Source organism: Sphingobacterium suaedae (assembly GCF_042684625.1).
Classification (GTDB): domain Bacteria; phylum Bacteroidota; class Bacteroidia; order Sphingobacteriales; family Sphingobacteriaceae; genus Sphingobacterium; species Sphingobacterium suaedae.
On record NZ_JBHULR010000005.1, the window covers coordinates 86,690 to 105,131 of the forward strand.

Below are 18,442 nucleotides of genomic sequence, written 5' to 3' on the forward strand. Positions count from 1 at the left end.
CTATAACAATACCGAATACTAGCCATGAAATTCTGCAGCACCCTGCGTTACTTACTCGCTATCGCGTTCTATATCTCGATTGCCACTTATGCGCAGGATTTACGTTTCGAACCACTAACCCAAGAGAATGTATTCGACAAACAGCCCGTGCTCACCATCGCACAAGATGCACAAGGAAAACTGTGGTTCGGTGGCGAAAATAATCTCTTTGTTTATGATTCCCAACAAGTACTGAATGTCGCTGCCAACGATACAATTTTTTCCACGCTTGGGTACATTACTAAAATTGCGATCAATGCCGAGAATCATCTTTTTGTTGCCACCTCTACCGATTTCCGTATTTACGATATCAACAAACGAATGCCTATCGCCGATCATGGCGTACCCTTCATTAGAAATCTAATCGTTTATGATGTTCGAATTTTTAACAAAGAAACCTTTATCTGCGCTTCCGATGGTCTATACCTAGCGATTTTCGAAAACAATAGTTACACCATCAAGCGCATCCTTCCGCGCCCCAAGGTACAAACCTTAGAGAGTTTGGGTGGCGGTCGTTTTGCACTTGCCAGCGGAAAAGGAGTCGAACTGATTAGGATCGATGATCGTCGCGTGACCTCCGTAACCGATTTACACTTGCCCATAACGAATGCATCCGAGCGAACAATCCCCTGCATGTACTTTGATCGTAAAAACCTGTGGATAGCCTCCAAATTTCACGGTCTATTTCGGTATGATATGGTCTCAAAATCTTGGACGAACTATACAGAGAAAAACAGTAATCTACTGAGCAACAACGTACGGAAGATTATCCATGACAACAAGGGACGGTTACTGATTGGTACCCTGAAAGGACTGTCCATCATGCATCGTACGGGCTCGTTCGACAATTTCCGGCATAATGCACTGACTCCTTATTCCTTAAGTCAAAACTCCATCTACGATATCTTTATTGATGAGCAACAAATTGTTTGGATAGGAACCTATTTCGGGGGTATCAACGCCCTTTATCCAAATTTCATCCAATTACAACATTATTCCACGAGGTCATCGTCGACCCAAAGGCTGAATAGCGACATCGTCGCAAGCTTTACCGAATCAGCAGATACGTACTGGATAGGCACCGAAGAGGAAGGCATCAGCGCCATGAACAAACAAACCCGCCAGATTACCAGCTATCCGTCTTGGACAACATCCAACCTCATCAAAGATGTGTATGCCCGCCATGATAAGCTCTACGTCGCGCAATACGCTGGTGGCTATTCAGTCATTTCTCCATCGACAAAGTCCGGTACACATTTTTCTCTGAATGAAAGCCCGTTTCATCCAAAAAATAACATCTATAGTATTTATGTTGACACTAGCGAGACCATATACCTTGGCACAAACCTCGGACTGCATCGCGTTTTAAAGGGGGGCACCCCTCAGTTTTTGCCTGAATTAGGAAACGGTCCTGTAACCGATATACAAGAGGGGCACAATCAAACCATTTATGCACTTACCAACTCACAGATTTACCGAAAAAGCAAAGACGAAGACATATTTCGCTTAGACAGCTTAGACAAACTTAGTGTAGATGGTTTTTTTATCGATGCAGATGCGACTTTGTGGTTCACGTCGAAAGAATCTGTATACAGACGTCCGACCAATGGTCGATTCGAACGTGTAGCGACTTTTAAAGGCAACACTTTGGGATGGCCAATAGCTGTAGAAAACACATTATGGATTACGAGTAAGAAAGGACTGATCTACTATAACTTAGAAAATAAGTATACAAATATTTTGACAGAGCACGATGGTCTTCCAGTCAAAAACCTTCAGGGCGCAAAGATTTTTCTCAGTAAGGACCAAACTATTTTTGTTACGACCTTAAACGGATTGATTGCTTTCCGTCCGGAACATCTCGTTTTCAATAAAAACGTGCCTTCCACCATTTTAAGAAATCTGTGGGTAAATGATCAACTTCTACCTTTCAACCGTTTGTCAAAAGACGGGAATAAAAACACGTATCGTTTGGAGCTACGCTATGATGAAAATTTCCTAACTCTCGATTTTTCAAGTTCGAATTTTATCAAACCGGCCAAAAATAGGTTCAGGTATAAACTGGATGGGTTTGATAAAGACTGGATAGAAATCAGCACTCCCACCATTCGTTATACGAATATTCCCATCGGAAAACATACGTTGTTAGTCTATGCCAGCAACAACGACATGGTTTGGAGTAAAACGCCGCTACATATCAATATCGTTGTACACCCTCCTTTCTGGAAGACATGGTGGGCATACTTGATATATGGTTTGTTGTTCGCCTCTATCATCCACTTACTGATTAAATTTATTGTAGAACGCGAGGTTTTAATAAATGCAGAAAAAGAACAAAAAAAGAAAATTAAATTTTTTACACAGATTTCGCATGAAATCCGGACACCTTTGACATTGATTACTGCTCCGTTGGATGAAATTATCGCCGAAACGGCAAACGACGCAAAGACACAATTGAAAGTAAAACGGATAAAAAAAAATGCAAACAAACTATTGGGAATCATTAACGAACTACTCGACTTCAAAAAATTCGATGATAAACGCCAGATTTTGCAACTCACGGAGGTTCCACTACGAGAATATGTAGAAGATAATTTTTACCTGTTGTACGAACTTGCACACGCCAAGCATCTCAACTATTACATTCGAAAAATTGATCACGTAGGACTCTTTCCATTGGACACCTTACAATTTGATAAAGTGCTTTTCAATTTACTTTCCAACGCGATTAAATACACCCCAGAAGGAGGATCCGTTTATCTGGATCTGCTGAAGAACGGCGACACCATCGAGATCCAAATTGTCGATAGCGGCATCGGTATAGCGATCGATAACCAGTTCAAGATCTTCGAGGAGTATTACCGGGAAAACGAGACAGCAAATGTTATTGGCACAGGAATAGGATTAGCTTTGACCAAACACATCGTCGAAAGACATGGCGGTTCCATATCTTGCCGAACCGTGGTCGAAAACGAACAAGCATGGACGATATTCACTATCGTGTTAAACCAGACCACTTGGAAGGAACTGCAGGAGCCCGGCATAGACACGCATACTCAAGACCAGCAACTTTCGGTTTGGCGGCCAGGCACACCTGCTGATGATCGTCAAGAAGTAATCTTAATCGTGGAAGATAATAAAGAGTTACTGGATCTTATTTACCGTATTTTTGAGGAGAATTACACGGTTATCAAAGCATCCGATGGTGAACAGGCTCTGCGAATAGCGCAAAGCCATTTACCCGATATCATCATCTCTGACGTTATGATGCCGAACATGAACGGTGTGGAATTTTGTAAAAATGTAAAAACGAACGTAACAACCAGCCACATTCCATTTATCCTTCTTACTGCCGTTTCAGACAACGACCTGAAAACCGAAACATTGCAGTTTGGGGCAAACCTATACCTCCAGAAGCCGTTTGACCGTAACGAACTTTATCTGTCTGTGATCAATCTCTTGCAAATCAGCCGAAACAAAAGACGGAATTTTATCAAACACCAGATGTATGGCACAAACGATTTGGATTTCGAATTCATACACAAACTCGATGAGCTGATTGATAACCACCTGTGTAGTGAAGGGTTCGACGTAAATTTTATTGCAAAATCTATGGGTATGAGTGCCCCCATCCTGTACCGTAAACTAAAGGCAATCACCGATTTATCGCTAAACAACTACGTCAAAATTTACCGATTGAACAAAGCAAAACAGTTGCTTGGAACTACCATGAACATCAGTGAAGTTGCTTACGCCGTCGGATTCTCAGATCGCAAATATTTTAGTAAGGAGTTTAAAAAGCACTTCGGTATTAATCCCTCGGAGTTCGTTCATGGAGACAATTCCGACAATACGTGACCTCGAGGCCCGATATTGTGGTACTTGTCTGCTAAACCGTCGGTATCTCGTGTAATGGTGGCCACATCGCCTTTAACAAGCTGCAATAACACCTCTTCGCCATCTCGTTCTAAAAGCTTGCCCTTTCCGTGTATGCGCACGTCCCCTTCCCAAATGCCGGTTTGCAATCGCAGCACACCATCGTATTGGCTTTTGACAACAACGTGTGTTGTCTTGCCTTCCTTTCTTTCTGCGGACACCAAAAAGGCGCCGTCCGTCAACAGGTCGTGAAAGCTAACATCGCGCCATGTCTTCGGCATAGCTGGAAATATACGAGCAGTTTCATTCCAATATTGCAGGCATAGCTCCTGTATACTCGTCATCGCTGCCAAAGGGGTTTCAATAACGGGGCCCGTCTCGGCATACAACGTGTTGGGTTTAACATAATGCTTCAACAAGGTTTGCAACGATTGCAATGCCTTGTCTCCATCCCCCATCATCGCATACATTGATGCTGCACCTGTAAAAGAATATCCCTGCAGATACGCATCCTTGCTCTGCCAGTGCTGCATAGAGCGCACAATCAGGTCCCGATTTTCTGACTGTTCCCAATGCACGTCATAAAAGGGATATATCATCATTAGATGGGAATAATGCCGGTGTGATTCCGCGTAAGGAACGTCTTTGGCGATCATAAAGCCATCTTCATCCTGCGGGTAATCCCGGAGATTTGCACGTACATCCTTCCATCTTTCGTACAGTGGATCTCTCCCCGGCCGTTCATCATCCAGCGCGATCAATGCTTGAAGCCCCCAACGTAATATGGCCAGATCGTAATTCGTATCGTATGCATATCCTTTCCCATATTCTGGCGAATAGGTCTTCTCAACGATATGGTAACGTCCTTGTTCATCTTCGTCCAATAGATGCAGATAGTAGTTAACCGACCGCTTCAGCAACGGAAAGAGGCGATCATACACGCTGCTGTCCATACTGTAACGATAATATTGGTAGTAGCTGTGCAGCATCCATGTAAGATTTCCGACCTCACGCTTTCCGTCGTCCCAGGCACGGCCATCCTTGCCACGCGCTACATAGACAGGGCTCACCATGTCTGGAGCCGAACTGCGCCCTATGGCGGCACTGTTGTATTGATAAGGCGCTGGGACATTCCGAATCAGATTGTCGACATTGCGGTCGATCATCTGTATAAGCGATTTTGAAATTTCTAAGTGATTAGCGGTAAAGGTAGGTGAATAAGCCAATTGTATATTCAGGTTGTGCCAGTACGCCGGCCAAGGTGTATTAGCCGTCCACGGTCCCTGTAAATCCATTGCAGGTCGGCCATCGCCCGTCGCCGAAGCCAACTTGTACAGCTGCATATGATAGAATTGCTGGATTACAGGATCGGGTATATTGATAGAGGACTTGGCGTAATACTTCTGCCACCATAGACGATGTTGCTGTAGCTCCTCATCCAACGTTCTCCAGGGGAATGTTCGCACATTGGTCACTGCATTTGCCAAATGGTCGGAGCCTACGGTATCATAAGCAACGCTGACCAAATAGGCCGGTTTATCACCTCGAGACACTCGTTTCCATGCTACGCTGTAACCGCCACCAGCCAATAAAGGCTGATGGTGAAACTGCACATCACCTTGCTTCCCTGTGTGTGCTGGAGGGTTCGGTGGATATTGATCGGGCTTTTTGGCATGCGCGAAATTCACTCGGGGGCTTTTTGCTTGCTCGGATACCCACTGCAATACGCCAGATTGTTCAAATGTGGATAGATCGCCGGATAATTCGATATATATGATATCACGGTGTGCAAAGGTAATCGTCCTAAATACGATCGGCTTGCCTCCCACAATTACTGTTGCCTCTGCTTCAGCATTTCTATAATCCATTCTTCCTACCGCCTGTTGTATGGTATCCATAAAGGACCATTCAAAATGACCGATTGGTAAACGCGCTTTGTCAAACAAGGCTGTCTCTGAATTTTTCCGATGGTCATAGACATCGGTGCGTCCGATATCAATTCGGATGGCGTGGTTAGACTTTCGGTAGGTCATGGTACCAAGAAGACCGTTTCCAGTAAAAACACCAGAATAAATGGTATTGCCAAGCTGTTCCACGGGGAATATTCCCTCCGTCTGTTGGGCGCACGCAAAAATCACCTGCGCTACAAAAAAAATGGATAATAGCGTAGTCCGCATTACTTAACTAGTTGCGATACAACCGATTTCCCTTCTAACAATCGTTGATACCGTACCAATGCTTCCACGTAGTAGTAGTCGGCATACGTAAGGGGTACATCAACCTCAGAATTTAAAGGTAAGGCACCCACGCTATGCTGGAGGATATATCCGCCGTTCGTTCCCAACTGCGCACGATAAGGTCCTTTAGAAAGGTTAGTAAGTAGTGTTTCTGCCCAACGCAGGTACTTTTCACCTTCGTTTCTATCGACATATTGCGACAATTCCAACAATGCAGCACTATACAACGCGGCTGCCGATACGTCACGAAGGTCCTTTCGCCCATACATCTTATCGGTTGCTGATATCTTATCTTTGTCGAAATCCCAATACGGTACCAAATCATTTGGGAGATTAGCATGGGTAAAGATATAATGGGCGATGCTCTGGGCTTGGCGCAGGTACTTTTTTTCGCCCGTTTCTCGAAACATCATGGTATACCCATATAAGCCCCATCCCTGCCCTCGAGACCAAGCCGATTCATCGAATGCACCTTGATGGGTTTTCTTGGCCAATACCTTCCCCGTCTCACCATCGTAGTCAATCACATGATATGAACTGTAATCTTTCCGAAAGTGGTTTTTTAAGGTTGTATTAGCATGCATAACGGCAACATCATACAATTTACGATCGCCAGTTACTTTGGAGAGCTGAGTGAGAAACTCCAGATTCATCATATTATCGATGATCACTGGGTAATGCCATGGTTTATGGTCCCATGAACGAATGGTTTTGGTAATCGGACTGAAGCGGCTTGCCAATGAACTGGCGCCCGAAATTAATACATCCTTATATCGTGAGGAATCTCCAGTTAAACGCAGTGCATTGCCAAAACTGCAATACAGCATAAAACCTAGGTCATGCGTCCCTTTGTTGTTCTTTTCCTTCGCTAAAGGCTCGAGTTTCTGAAGTCCTAATGTCAATAGTTTTTTATTACCCGTACCTTCATACAGATATAATAATGTACCGGGATAAAATCCCGAACACCACCACGACGAACCAGAGAATTTCTGCGCATCATGCTCAAATGTCCGCGGGAACTTATCCGCCGGTGTCACATTAGCCAGAAAAAGGATCTGTTGTCCGGCCATCCCGAGCTGTTCTGCAATAAATTCTTTACCTAATTTCAATGTTAAGGGCTCGCGCGTCTGCCCAACAATAGACGAGGTGATACACAGCAATGCACTTAAAATCCACGAAAAAATTTTCATAACAAATAGTCTATAAGCATTAAATATAGCTTTTTAAAAGCGACTACCCAAGCGACAATAGACTACGAGATTAACGATAACGTTTTCAAAACGCATGCAAACGTTTGTCCTATTTTCAACGACTTGAAGAATTAAATGCTGTGAAAGTTAGAAAGGGAAGAAACGTCTACGATACAAAAACACCCGACTGATAGGGTCATCAGTCGGGTGGCTCATATTAAAACCAATGCAACGGCCTAATATTGTCCGGTATTGAGCATGACCAAGGTACAAGCCTCTACTGCCTCAATTCCGACCTCTTGTAATTTTGTCTTTAGCTCCTCATTCTCCGCTCCCGGGTTAAAGATTACCCGCTTTGGATTTGTCTGCAGGATATAATCATAGTACGGTGCTTGATTTTGTGGGCCGACATATAGCGTGATGGTGTCTATATCCGAATGGATAACATCCATCTGCTCGATGTCGACACCTGCTACCGCCCCTTTTTTACGTCCTACGTTTACGATAGGGTATCCCTTTCGCACCAACTTATTTGCTACCAGATAGGCGTATCGGGCTGGATTTGGACTTGCGCCAAGTATAAGCGTTTTTTTCATATAATTTCCTTATTCGTCAATATTGATTAATTGTAACCGTAGCTTGCAAAAGCCTAGCAAGGCTCCGCCCCGACGTATGCTATATAGACCAACCTGCTATTGTTTCGTTTAATTCACCACGAAATCGCCGTTGGCATTATAGGCATTTTGTCTCAAAATAGGCATTTTTAAGATCTTATACAAGTCGTCCAATTTCACTAAACTGCCGTTAGCCATATTCGACAAAAGTACAATGGTAACATCATTCGTAAGATCCCGTACATAAAGATTCCTAAATCCGTGCCACCAACCGGTGTGGTACACGATCTGCGCTTCCTTTGGAGAAAATGTACGCCAACCATACCCGTAACTAAAAAGGCTCCTTTTTGCATCACTTCTTGGTACATAGGCGGAATCCAATATTGCTTTCGACAAAATACGCCCCTCCTTTAGAGCGATGTCAAGTAAAAATAAATCGTGAACCGTGCTGTAGATCCCCTTATCGCCAACGGGTCCATCTAAGTAGTTCTGCACAACCGATCTCCGCCAAACTTTATCATGCCCTATGACGTTCGTGGGAATTTTCTCGTATACTGCCTTGGATAAAACCGCTGTATTTTTCATTCCAGCTGGGTCGAAAACGGTCTCTTTCATATATTCCGTAAAGCTCTTGCCAGTTATTTTTTCGATAATAGATGCTAATACCATAAAGTTAGAGTTGTTGTAATGGAATCGTCCGTCAGGAGCTCCATATCGTGCGGGCTTATGTTGAATCAACAAGCTCATTGCCTCCATATTACTCATCCCTTTTTTCTTATCCTGCCATACCCCTTCTGAAAAATATACATAGTTAGGTAAGCCACTGCGATGGGATAACAACATCTGTATCGTAATACCTGGATACGGAAAGTCCGGAAAAAAGTCGTTAACCGTTTGCGTGAGTTTCAATTTATCATTTTCCACAAGCTTAAGGATACCCAACGCAGTAAGCGGCTTGGAAACAGACGCCAGTTCGAACTTATCATCGATCTTGAGACTGTCTTTTAACAGATAGTCGGCCCAACCAAATGAATGCTGATAAATAATTTTCCCTTTTCGCGCGATCAGTACATTGCCGTTAAAGGCCGACTTCTGATGGAGCTTCTGCATAAAGGCGTCGATTTCCTTATCTGCTTCTGCGGGGCTATATAAAAGAGCTATGCTGTCTTTCTCTTCTTGTTTCTGTTCGATTTCCTTCTGTTTGGCCTCCGGTGAAGAACAAGCGCTAAACGCTACCACCATACACGCGAAGGCTATAGTCAAAAAATTTACTCTCACTAGTCTACTTCAAAAATGTTCGTTTCAAATATATAAATGCTGATTTTTCCAAAATAGTATTAATAAACCTAAAAATCAACTAAAACATACGGCGAAGCCATTTACAGCGTTTTTTTTACAGGAAAAATTTTCAATCAGGTATTTGCCGAAAAGCAAACCTACAGAAAAGCCCCCCGGTATTACCGAGGGGCTTTATATATCATCAAGACAGAATTACGCCAATAAGCGAATAGGCGCTTCCAAAAGTCCTTTTAATGTTTGCAAGAATGCAGCACCTGTAGCTCCATCCACGACACGGTGGTCACAACCTAAGGTCAACTTCATGACATTGCCCGGTACGACTGCGCCGCCCTTCACAACAGGCACTTGTTGAATAGCACCTACAGAAAGGATAGCTCCGTCTGGGGAGTTGATAATAGATGTAAACTCATCGATACCAAACATTCCTAGATTAGATACCGTAAATGTTGAGCCCTCCCAATCGGCTGGTTGCAGTTTCTTAGCTTTCGCTTTTTGACCGTATTCCTTTACTTCTGCGGAAATATGAGATAATGATTTACCATCTGCAAAGCGCACTACCGGAACCAATAATCCATCTTCAACGGCCATTGCTACACCAACATTCACGTGTTCATTGAAACGAATTTTATCCCCCCTCCAAGATGAGTTCACAGCTGGATGCTGTTTCAGGGCGATAGCTACCGCTTTGATAACAATATCATTAAATGAAACCTTGACCGGAGCAACATCATTAATCTGTCCGCGAGCAGCCATAGCATTATCCATATCTACGGAGATCGTCAAATAGAAATGTGGAGCAGTAAACAGAGACTCACCAAGACGACGAGCAATGGTTTTACGCATTTGCGAAACGTTCTGTTCTGTGTATTTTTCTTCTCCGATATATTGTGGCAAGGTGATGGATTTTGCGTCTTGCGCAGGGGCTGACGACGATGCAGCCGTCTTTGGTGTCTCGGTTTTCGCAGATGGAGTAAAACCTTCCACGTCTTTCTTTACGATACGCCCACCATCAGCAGAACCTTTAACATCGTTCAGGTTAATTCCTTTATCTTTAGCGATTTTACGTGCTAAAGGAGATGCTTTGACACGCGAGTCGTCTTCATTTGACGACGCTGCTGGAGCAGCGTGCGATTTTGCCTCAACCGCCTCTGACTTTACATCCTCCGTCGTCGCCTTAGGGGCACCACCGGAAGGTTTCTGATTCAATAATGGTGTTACATCAGTACCTGCAGGCCCAACAATAGCAATAATATCATTAACTTTGGCCGCAGAACCAGCCTCAACACCGATGTAAAGTAGTGTTCCTTCGGCATAAGCCGTCACCTCCATAGTCGCTTTGTCAGTTTCTACATCAGCAATCGCGTCATCCGATTTTATGGTATCACCCACCTTGAAGTTCCACTGCGCGATCACGCCTTCAGTCATCGTGTCACTCAATAACGGCATCGTGATCACTGTACAGCCTAATTCTTCTGCAGAAACAGCATTCCCTGCAGGCGCCGCGGTTTCTGCAACAGCCGGAGACTCTTCTTTCGTTTCTTCTGTTTTTGCAGGAGCAGCAGCACCACCATCTAATAACGCTTTATAATCTTCTCCTTCTTCACCCAAAACAGCGATAACAGCATCAATAGCCACAGCATCGCCTTCTTTTGGACCTATATATAACAATGTGCCTTCTTGATAAGACTCGAAGTCCATTGTCGCTTTATCTGTTTCAACTTCAGCGATCAAATCACCGGAGTTCACCTTATCACCGACTTTTTTGTGCCATTTAGCAATTACACCTTCGGTCATGGTGTCGCTCATTTTCGGCATTCTTACTACTTCAGCCATTTGTATAGTAGATTATATCTTTAAGTTAAAGTAATTCCTCTTTTAAAATTAGTCCAATATAAACGGATAGTCTTCTTGAACGTACACGTCTTTATAGATCTCTGAAGCGTCTGGATACGGAGACTCTTCCGCAAATTTCACAGATTCCTCTACGACTTTTTTTACCTCGGCATCTACTTCTGCAAACCAAGCTTCATCGGCATATCTATTCTCCACGATAGCTGCTTTAATAGACAACAATGGATCTCTTCCTTTGTACTCTTCCAATTCTTCTTTGGTACGGTACTTCGCAGGATCGGACATCGAGTGTCCTTTATAACGGTAAGTACGGATTTCCAAAAACGTAGGTCCTTCGCCGGCACGCGCACGTTGTACAGCTTCATCCATAGCATTATGTACAGCAATCACATCCATTCCGTCCACAGCAGCACTTGGCATATCGAAACCATGTCCCATTTTGTAGATATCTATCATGTTTGTCGTACGAGCTACGGAAGTACCCATGGCATATCCATTGTTCTCACAAACGAAAATGACAGGCAGTTTCCACGTCATCGCCATGTTCAACGTTTCGTTGAAAGCCCCCTGACGCACCGCACCATCCCCCATGTAACAAACGTTAACATTATCCGTTCCTAAATACTTCTCAGCAAATGCAATACCGGCACCAAGTGGAATTTGCCCCCCTACGATACCATGTCCACCCATAAACTTGTGCTCTTTAGAAAAAAAGTGCATAGAACCACCTTTACCCTTAGAACATCCCGTAGCCTTACCGAAAAGCTCCGCCATACAGGCATCGGCAGAAACGCCCTTTGCCAATGCGTGCGCGTGGTCACGATACGCCGTAATCAAAGAGTCTTCGGGCTTGATAACAGACATTGTTCCTGCTACAACAGCCTCCTGACCGATGTATAAGTGACAAAATCCACGGATTTTTTGCTGTCCATATAACTGTCCAGCCTTTTCCTCGAATTTACGCATAAGTAGCATAGATTTATACCACTCTAAATATGTTTCTTTTGTTATAGGTGTTGAACTCATTTTAAAGTATTGAATTTCTTAACTAATCCGACCACAAATCTAATCATTTATAACGATATTTCGGATAAAAAATCGGGGCGAAATCATGCTTTTTTGTCACAAAAGTATTTTATTTTCTGAATTCTTCCAAAAGCAAACGGCCTACACGGCCGCTTCCTTTTTTAACAAAATTATCAATTGGTCCAAGTTGAGTTTCCGCTGTTCTCCTGAACTCATGTTTTTTACGGAAAACTGGCCTGAAGCTACCTCTTCTTCACCCACAAGGAGAACATACTGCACTTTTTTATCGTCCGCATAACTCATTTGCTTCTTGAGTTTCGCTGCCGTCGGATAAATTTCGGCAGGAATACCAGCAGCCCTCAACCGCGCTAGCACGGGAAGCGTGTATTGCTCAATCGTTTCTCCAAAATTGACAATCAAAACTTGAGTCGATGCGGTGGATGAAGCCGGAAAAAGACGCAGTTCCTCAAGTACATCATAGATTCGGTCTGCCCCGAATGAAACACCCACACCAGTTAGATCTTTCAGTCCGAACATACCTGTCAAATCGTCGTAACGTCCTCCACCACCGATGCTTCCCATCGCGACCTCGTTTGTTTTCACTTCAAAGATACAGCCCGTATAATAATTCAGACCTCGTGCCAATGTAATGTCTACCTCAACCTCGTGCTCGAGCAATGTTGCTTGTCCGAAAGCTGAGATGTAAGAAAATACTTCTTCGAGTTCAGCAATGCCTGCAAGTCCGACAGCCGACGATGCAAGAACAGACCGAAGGGATGTCAATTTTTGAACGTTTGTGCCGTCTAACAGAATAATAGGTTTCAATACATTGAGATCATCTTCTGTGAAACCGCGCTCCAGCAATTCTTTGTTTACCCCCTCTAAGCCGATTTTATCGAGCTTGTCTATGGCTACCGTCATATCCACGATAAGTTCAGGTTTTCCGATTACCTCCGCAATACCGGAAAGTATTTTTCGGTTATTGATCTTAATCGTGAAGTCTTTTAATCCTAATGCAGATAACGCCTCGTGGTAAATCAAGATAAATTCTGCCTCATTCAATAACGACGAAGAGCCCACGACATCCACATCACACTGATAAAACTCCCGATATCTCCCGCGCTGCGGACGGTCTGCACGCCAAACAGGCTGTATCTGAAAACGCTTAAAGGGCAGTGTGAGTTCATGTTGATGCATCACAACGTAACGGGCAAACGGCACCGTAAGATCATAGCGCAATGCTTTTTCCGAGATAACTGGAATCAACTTATTAGACGCCTTTTCGGCCAGCACATCTTGGGGAACCTTACTTAAATAGTCGCCCGAATTCAGAATTTTAAAGATCAATTTATCGCCCTCATCGCCATATTTGCCCGTCAATGTGGACAAATTTTCGAAAGACGGGGTTTGGATTTCGTTGTAACCGAATTTTCGAAAAACAGAGCGTAACGTATTGAAAATATGATTGCGTTTTTCCATCTCCAGAGGGGAGAAATCGCGTGTACCTTTAGCAAGTGAAGGTTTGATATTTGCCATACGGCAAAGGTAAGATATCCGAATGAAATGCGAAAGACTAGTTTACCGCGAAAATTCTTCCGTTTCGAATATTTTAAGGTATTCGCAAGCTTTCTCTGCAGCTAATTTCTCGGCGCTCTTCTTGTTAAAATCACGTCCTAAACCACATACTTCACCATCGACCAACACCTCCATGGTGAATAGTTTGGCCGACTCTCCCTGTGGATTTTCTACCTGAAGAAATTGGATTTCTTTGCCAAATTGTTGACACCATTCGATAAGCCTGCTTTTAAAATTGGTTTCTGTAATCTCCAGTGTATGGATATCCACGTGCGGCTTTATGATACGGGTAAGCAAAAATTCCTTCGTAAACCGATACCCCTTATCCATATAAACGGCTCCGATTACCGCTTCAAAAGCATCCCCCAGCAACGAGCCTTGTTTATTTGGGTAGCTGATCATCCGCGCATCGTATTCGATAAACTCGTTAAAACCTAACTTACGGGATAACTGATTTAAATTCGCACGACTGACAATTTTCGACCGGAGTTCCGTTAGAAATCCTTCATCTTTGTAGGGATACAATTTGAATAATAATTCCGCAACGACCGATCCCAATACGGCATCGCCCAAAAACTCCAGTCGTTCATTACTATTCTTCACCCCGTCGCGAATCGTTGTTGCCACCGATTTATGACGAAAAGCCATCTGATAGAGCTTGATATTACCCGGGACGAAACCAAGAATATTCTTCAGTTTACGAACGTAAGCTTTATGGGGAGAGAAATATAAATAATATATCCTTGCGAAAGGCATTCTAGTATGTATAAATAAGGAATAGGTAGTTTCTCATCGAAACCACCTATCATTTGTATCTACATGATCCTCTTTATATGCATTAAGAGTGATACTTCTTCACGATAATGGAAGCGTTATGACCGCCGAAACCAAATGTATTACTTAAGGCCGCGTTCACTACACGCTCCTGTGCAGTATTGAAGGTAAAGTTCAGGTTGTTGTCAATATCCGGATCATCCGTAAAATGATTGATCGTTGGAGGGACAATATCGTTTTTTACGGACAGTATTGACGCAATGGCTTCAATAGCACCTGCAGCTCCTAGCAAATGTCCGGTCATCGATTTAGTTGAACTGATGTTCAGCTTATAGGCATGCTCACCAAATAAATCGATAATCGCCTTTGTCTCACTAATATCTCCCACAGGAGTCGATGTGCCGTGCACATTGATATAATCAATATCGGCATAACCAAAGTTTGCGTCTGCAATAGCCTTACTCATGGCTAATTTCGCACCGAGCCCCTCAGGATGAGATGCGGTGATGTGATGCGCATCGGCGCTCATTCCGCCACCAGCAACTTCTGCATATATCTTCGCTCCGCGTGCTAACGCATGCTCCAAGCTTTCCAATATGATGGCGCCCGAGCCTTCTCCGGAGACAAACCCATCCCGATCTTTATCAAAAGGCCGTGATGCCGTTTTTGGATCATCATTTCTGGTGGACAGCGCATGCATGGCGTTAAAGCCGCCAATACCTGCTTCATTAATAGTAGCTTCTGATCCTCCCGTGATAATGATATCCGCCATTCCCATACGTATATAGTTAAAAGCATCAATCATCGCATTGGTGGATGAAGCACAGGCTGATACTGCAGAAAAATTGGGACCGCGAAGTCCATGGCGCATCGAAATATGGCCTGGTGCAATATCAACTAACATCTTTGGAATGAAAAACGGGTTGAACCGCGGCGTGCCATCCCCTTTAGCAAAGGTCACTACTTCATCCAAAAACGTCTTTAAACCGCCGATACCCGAACCCCAAATCACACCTATCCGATTGGTATCCAGCTTACTAAATTCTAATCCAGCATCCTTTACTGCTTCATCTGTTGAAGCAATGGCATACTGAACAAAAGGATCGACTTTGCGAGCCTCTTTACGATCCATAAAATCATGTGGATCAAATCCCTTCACTTCACAAGCGAATTGGGTCTTAAATTTTGATGCATCGAAATGCGTAATAGGAGCAGCGCCGCTTATACCATTAACCAATCCCTCCCAGTAAGCTGAGACGGTGTTGCCTAGTGGTGTAAGAGCGCCTAACCCTGTTACAACTACTCTTTTAAGCTCCATTAAATATGTTTGGCCTAATAAATTAGTTATTAACGTTCTTTTCCAAGTAAGAGATAGCTTGACCTACTGTACTGATGTTTTCAGCTTGATCATCTGGAATAGCTACGTTAAATTCTTTTTCGAATTCCATGATCAACTCAACTGTATCAAGTGAGTCTGCACCTAAATCATTCGTAAATGAAGCTTCTGGTGTTACTTCGTTTTCGTCTACACCCAACTTCTCAACGATAATTGCTTTTACTCTTGATGCGATATCTGACATGATTTTATAGTTTAATTGTTTAATAAATCTGTGCAAAGAAAAATAAATTTCCCCAATTATCAAACCTTTTTTGACTTGAAGATTTGAAATAAGAACGTTTTTACCCCCTATTTGTTTTAAAAACCGTCATCATTAGGCATATACCCAATATTAATAATTTTTTTTTTATCTACCAAGAAACAAAGATTTTATATACAAAAATAGAAACCTCGCCTATTTTTTCTAATTTCGAAGTTAATTCGGAAACCGTGAGCGTAACAAAAAAACATCTAACCCTCGATCTCGACTTTGACCTGGAATTGGATTTCGTGTTGATCGGCATCAGCTCGCCCTTACGTGATTATCGCCTTTGTCATTTCATATATAAACACACGGGGCTAGCCTTCGTCCGGGGAAAGGAAGACTATATTGATCATAAAGGCTACGTTAAGGAAAAGGAACGGGACGAAATGGATTATCACATCGTTTTTGAACGAAACAGGCAAAAGAAACTTACTAAGCATCTTTTCACCATATACCGATACTGTGAGGCTAACTTTGAATTTGAATTTTATGTGGTAAATAATCGAAGTCTCGAAGGAGGCATCCTTGTACCAGAGCTACCAAATTTCGATTATTTTCTCATCGTTAAACACTACATCGACCAAGACGATCTTCGAGCACTACAGGAGGACATTAAGGCGATTCCGGAAGTTATTTTAATAAAAGAATTAGACCCTACCTCATTGAAATCCAAAGAAAATCTTATATTTTAGTGAAATAACTTAGCAAAGTGTAAATTTTACACATTAGTAAACCTAACTTAAAAACAGATTGCTATTTTTGCAGAATAAGTTTTTTCTTAGAAGAGAACATAAACGAACATAATTAAAATACTGTAAATGAACAAGCTTCAAAAAAGGACAAAAATCGTTGCCACACTTGGTCCAGCATCGTCGGACAAGACTATATTGACCAATATGATTGCCAAAGGTGTGGATGTTTGTCGTCTGAACTTCTCACACGGAAGCCAAGATGACCATTTAAAAGTGATCAAAACCATTCAAGAAATCAATACTGAGCATCCGTTCAATGTCGGCATCCTCGCAGACTTGCAAGGCCCAAAAATACGCATTGGCAAAATGAAAGAGGGCGGAGCGGTGCTTATTAACGGGTCTCAAGTTGAAATCACAACCGAAGAGCTGATCGGTGATGAAAATCGTATTTACATTACGTATGAAAATTTTCCGAACGATGTAAAAGAAGGTGAAATCATTTTGTTAGATGACGGAAAGCTTCAACTCCGCGTATTAAATACCAACTATAAAGATACGGTTAAATGCGAGGTGGTACATGGCGGTGTTTTAACTTCCCGTAAAGGTGTTAACCTTCCAAACACCAAAGTATCTATCCCTTCGCTGACAGAAGAAGATTTAGATAATCTAAATTTTGCCTTGGATAACGGAGCCGATTGGATAGCTATGTCTTTTGTTCGTTCTGCCGATGACATTAAACAATGTAAAGAAATCATCAAAGCAAAAGGTAGCCACGCGTTAGTTATTGCGAAAGTAGAAAAACCAGAAGCTATAGACAATATCGATGCGATCATCGAAGCTACGGACGCTGTGATGGTGGCGCGTGGCGACTTGGGTGTCGAAATGCCTATGGAAGAAGTACCAGGCTTACAAAAGATGATCGTACAAAAATGCCGTAACTTGTCAAAGCCAGTCATTATTGCTACGCAGATGCTGGAAAGCATGATCACGACACCTCGCCCTACACGTGCCGAGGTAAACGATGTTGCAAACTCTGTTTTGGATGGTGCAGATGCGGTAATGCTAAGTGGAGAAACTTCTGTGGGCGAGTTTCCCGAGATCGTCATCGAAACTATGGCAAAAATCATCACACACGTGGAACATACTTCATATCCCTACTACAGTAGTAAACAAGGGGTACATGAGGCCGTAACACGAATTCCGGATGCCATCTGTGGCTCATCCATTCACTTAGCTGCTCACACCGAAGCGTCAGCCATCGCTGTCATGACGTCTTCAGGATATACCGCTTTCGAAATTTCTAGCTACCGCCCGAATGCAGATATATATGTCTTCACGGGTAATAAAAAATTATTAAACTTACTCAGTTTAGTATGGGGTGTCCGTGTATTTATCTATGAAAAATTTGAAAGCACTGATGGAACTATCCAAGATGTAAACAGATTGTTAAAAGAAAACAACCTGGTTGCACCTGGACAAATCGTTATTAACACATCGTCCACGCCACTGCACGAAAAAGGTAGGACGAACACCATCCGTGTGTCAGAAGTTAAATAAAAACGTATTGGAGCAAATCGATATGGAGCTGTTCATTGCGAACGGCTCCTTTTGTTTTGCTCCAATCTC

The 18,442-nt window shown here is 43.0% G+C and carries 13 protein-coding genes; 3 read left to right on the forward strand and 10 right to left on the reverse strand.

What is annotated here, in order from left to right:
* Positions 1-24: 24 nt before the first annotated feature.
* Entirely contained in the window at positions 25-3,897 is a 3,873-nt protein-coding gene (locus ACFSR5_RS13230; RefSeq protein ID WP_380904536.1) for a hybrid sensor histidine kinase/response regulator transcription factor, read from the forward strand.
* On the opposite strand, the gene ACFSR5_RS13235 is transcribed toward ACFSR5_RS13230, so the two are convergent.
* From ACFSR5_RS13235 to ACFSR5_RS13280, 10 genes are all read right to left on the reverse strand, one after another.
* Entirely contained in the window at positions 3,870-6,092 is a 2,223-nt protein-coding gene (locus ACFSR5_RS13235) for a glycosyl hydrolase family 95 catalytic domain-containing protein (RefSeq protein WP_380904538.1), read from the reverse strand. The two genes, ACFSR5_RS13230 and ACFSR5_RS13235, sit on opposite strands and share 28 nt — an antisense overlap.
* Positions 6,092-7,342 (reverse strand): glycoside hydrolase family 88 protein, encoded by a 1,251-nt coding sequence (locus ACFSR5_RS13240; RefSeq protein WP_380904540.1) that lies wholly within the window; start codon positions 7,340-7,342, stop codon positions 6,092-6,094. The genes ACFSR5_RS13235 and ACFSR5_RS13240 overlap by 1 nt, the downstream gene beginning before the upstream one ends.
* Before the next feature lie 236 nt (positions 7,343-7,578).
* A complete protein-coding gene (locus ACFSR5_RS13245; RefSeq protein WP_380904542.1) occupies positions 7,579-7,938 on the reverse strand; it encodes a CoA-binding protein in 360 nt (119 codons plus the stop codon).
* Positions 7,939-8,046: 108 nt separating this feature from the next.
* Positions 8,047-9,198, reverse strand: a complete 1,152-nt coding sequence (locus tag ACFSR5_RS13250; protein ID WP_380904843.1) for a serine hydrolase domain-containing protein — start codon at positions 9,196-9,198, stop codon at positions 8,047-8,049.
* A gap of 249 nt (positions 9,199-9,447) precedes the next feature.
* Entirely contained in the window at positions 9,448-11,088 is a 1,641-nt protein-coding gene (locus ACFSR5_RS13255; protein ID WP_380904544.1) for a pyruvate dehydrogenase complex dihydrolipoamide acetyltransferase, read from the reverse strand.
* Between the two features lie 48 nt (positions 11,089-11,136).
* Positions 11,137-12,132 carry a pyruvate dehydrogenase (acetyl-transferring) E1 component subunit alpha gene (pdhA, locus tag ACFSR5_RS13260; protein WP_380904546.1) on the reverse strand — a complete coding sequence of 332 codons (996 nt, stop codon included), beginning with the start codon at positions 12,130-12,132 and terminating at the stop codon, positions 11,137-11,139.
* Between the two features lie 141 nt (positions 12,133-12,273).
* On the reverse strand, positions 12,274-13,668 hold the full coding sequence (hisS, locus tag ACFSR5_RS13265) for a histidine--tRNA ligase (protein ID WP_380904548.1): 1,395 nt from the start codon (positions 13,666-13,668) through the stop codon (positions 12,274-12,276).
* A gap of 42 nt (positions 13,669-13,710) precedes the next feature.
* Positions 13,711-14,463 carry a ribonuclease III gene (gene rnc, locus ACFSR5_RS13270; RefSeq protein WP_380904550.1) on the reverse strand — a complete coding sequence of 251 codons (753 nt, stop codon included), beginning with the start codon at positions 14,461-14,463 and terminating at the stop codon, positions 13,711-13,713.
* Positions 14,464-14,545: 82 nt separating this feature from the next.
* The gene (fabF, locus tag ACFSR5_RS13275; protein ID WP_380904552.1) at positions 14,546-15,799 is read right to left on the reverse strand and encodes a beta-ketoacyl-ACP synthase II; all 1,254 of its coding nucleotides are present in this window, start codon (positions 15,797-15,799) and stop codon (positions 14,546-14,548) included.
* Between the two features lie 22 nt (positions 15,800-15,821).
* Positions 15,822-16,061, reverse strand: coding sequence for an acyl carrier protein (locus ACFSR5_RS13280; RefSeq protein WP_037498900.1), 240 nt, complete (start codon positions 16,059-16,061; stop codon positions 15,822-15,824).
* Between the two features lie 248 nt (positions 16,062-16,309).
* Between ACFSR5_RS13280 and ACFSR5_RS13285 the strand changes: the two genes are divergently transcribed.
* Positions 16,310-16,816, forward strand: a complete 507-nt coding sequence (locus ACFSR5_RS13285; protein WP_380904554.1) for an IPExxxVDY family protein — start codon at positions 16,310-16,312, stop codon at positions 16,814-16,816.
* A gap of 126 nt (positions 16,817-16,942) precedes the next feature.
* Positions 16,943-18,373, forward strand: coding sequence for a pyruvate kinase (gene pyk / locus ACFSR5_RS13290; RefSeq protein ID WP_380904556.1), 1,431 nt, complete (start codon positions 16,943-16,945; stop codon positions 18,371-18,373).
* The last annotated feature ends 69 nt before the right edge of the window (positions 18,374-18,442 follow it).

Bases quoted from the DNA above. Each gene is read 5' to 3' on its own strand.
- pdhA (WP_380904546.1), bottom strand. From the start codon at position 12,132: ATGAGTTCAACACCTATAACAAAAGAAACATATTTAGAGTGGTATAAA.
- ACFSR5_RS13250 (WP_380904843.1), bottom strand. From the start codon at position 9,198: ATGGTGGTAGCGTTTAGCGCTTGTTCTTCACCGGAGGCCAAACAGAAG.
- fabF (WP_380904552.1), bottom strand. From the start codon at position 15,799: ATGGAGCTTAAAAGAGTAGTTGTAACAGGGTTAGGCGCTCTTACACCA.
- pyk (WP_380904556.1), top strand. From the start codon at position 16,943: ATGAACAAGCTTCAAAAAAGGACAAAAATCGTTGCCACACTTGGTCCA.
- hisS (WP_380904548.1), bottom strand. From the start codon at position 13,668: ATGGCAAATATCAAACCTTCACTTGCTAAAGGTACACGCGATTTCTCC.
- ACFSR5_RS13230 (WP_380904536.1), top strand. From the start codon at position 25: ATGAAATTCTGCAGCACCCTGCGTTACTTACTCGCTATCGCGTTCTAT.
- ACFSR5_RS13280 (WP_037498900.1), bottom strand. From the start codon at position 16,061: ATGTCAGATATCGCATCAAGAGTAAAAGCAATTATCGTTGAGAAGTTG.
- ACFSR5_RS13235 (WP_380904538.1), bottom strand. From the start codon at position 6,092: ATGCGGACTACGCTATTATCCATTTTTTTTGTAGCGCAGGTGATTTTT.
- rnc (WP_380904550.1), bottom strand. From the start codon at position 14,463: ATGCCTTTCGCAAGGATATATTATTTATATTTCTCTCCCCATAAAGCT.
- ACFSR5_RS13245 (WP_380904542.1), bottom strand. From the start codon at position 7,938: ATGAAAAAAACGCTTATACTTGGCGCAAGTCCAAATCCAGCCCGATAC.
- ACFSR5_RS13255 (WP_380904544.1), bottom strand. From the start codon at position 11,088: ATGGCTGAAGTAGTAAGAATGCCGAAAATGAGCGACACCATGACCGAA.
- ACFSR5_RS13240 (WP_380904540.1), bottom strand. From the start codon at position 7,342: ATGAAAATTTTTTCGTGGATTTTAAGTGCATTGCTGTGTATCACCTCG.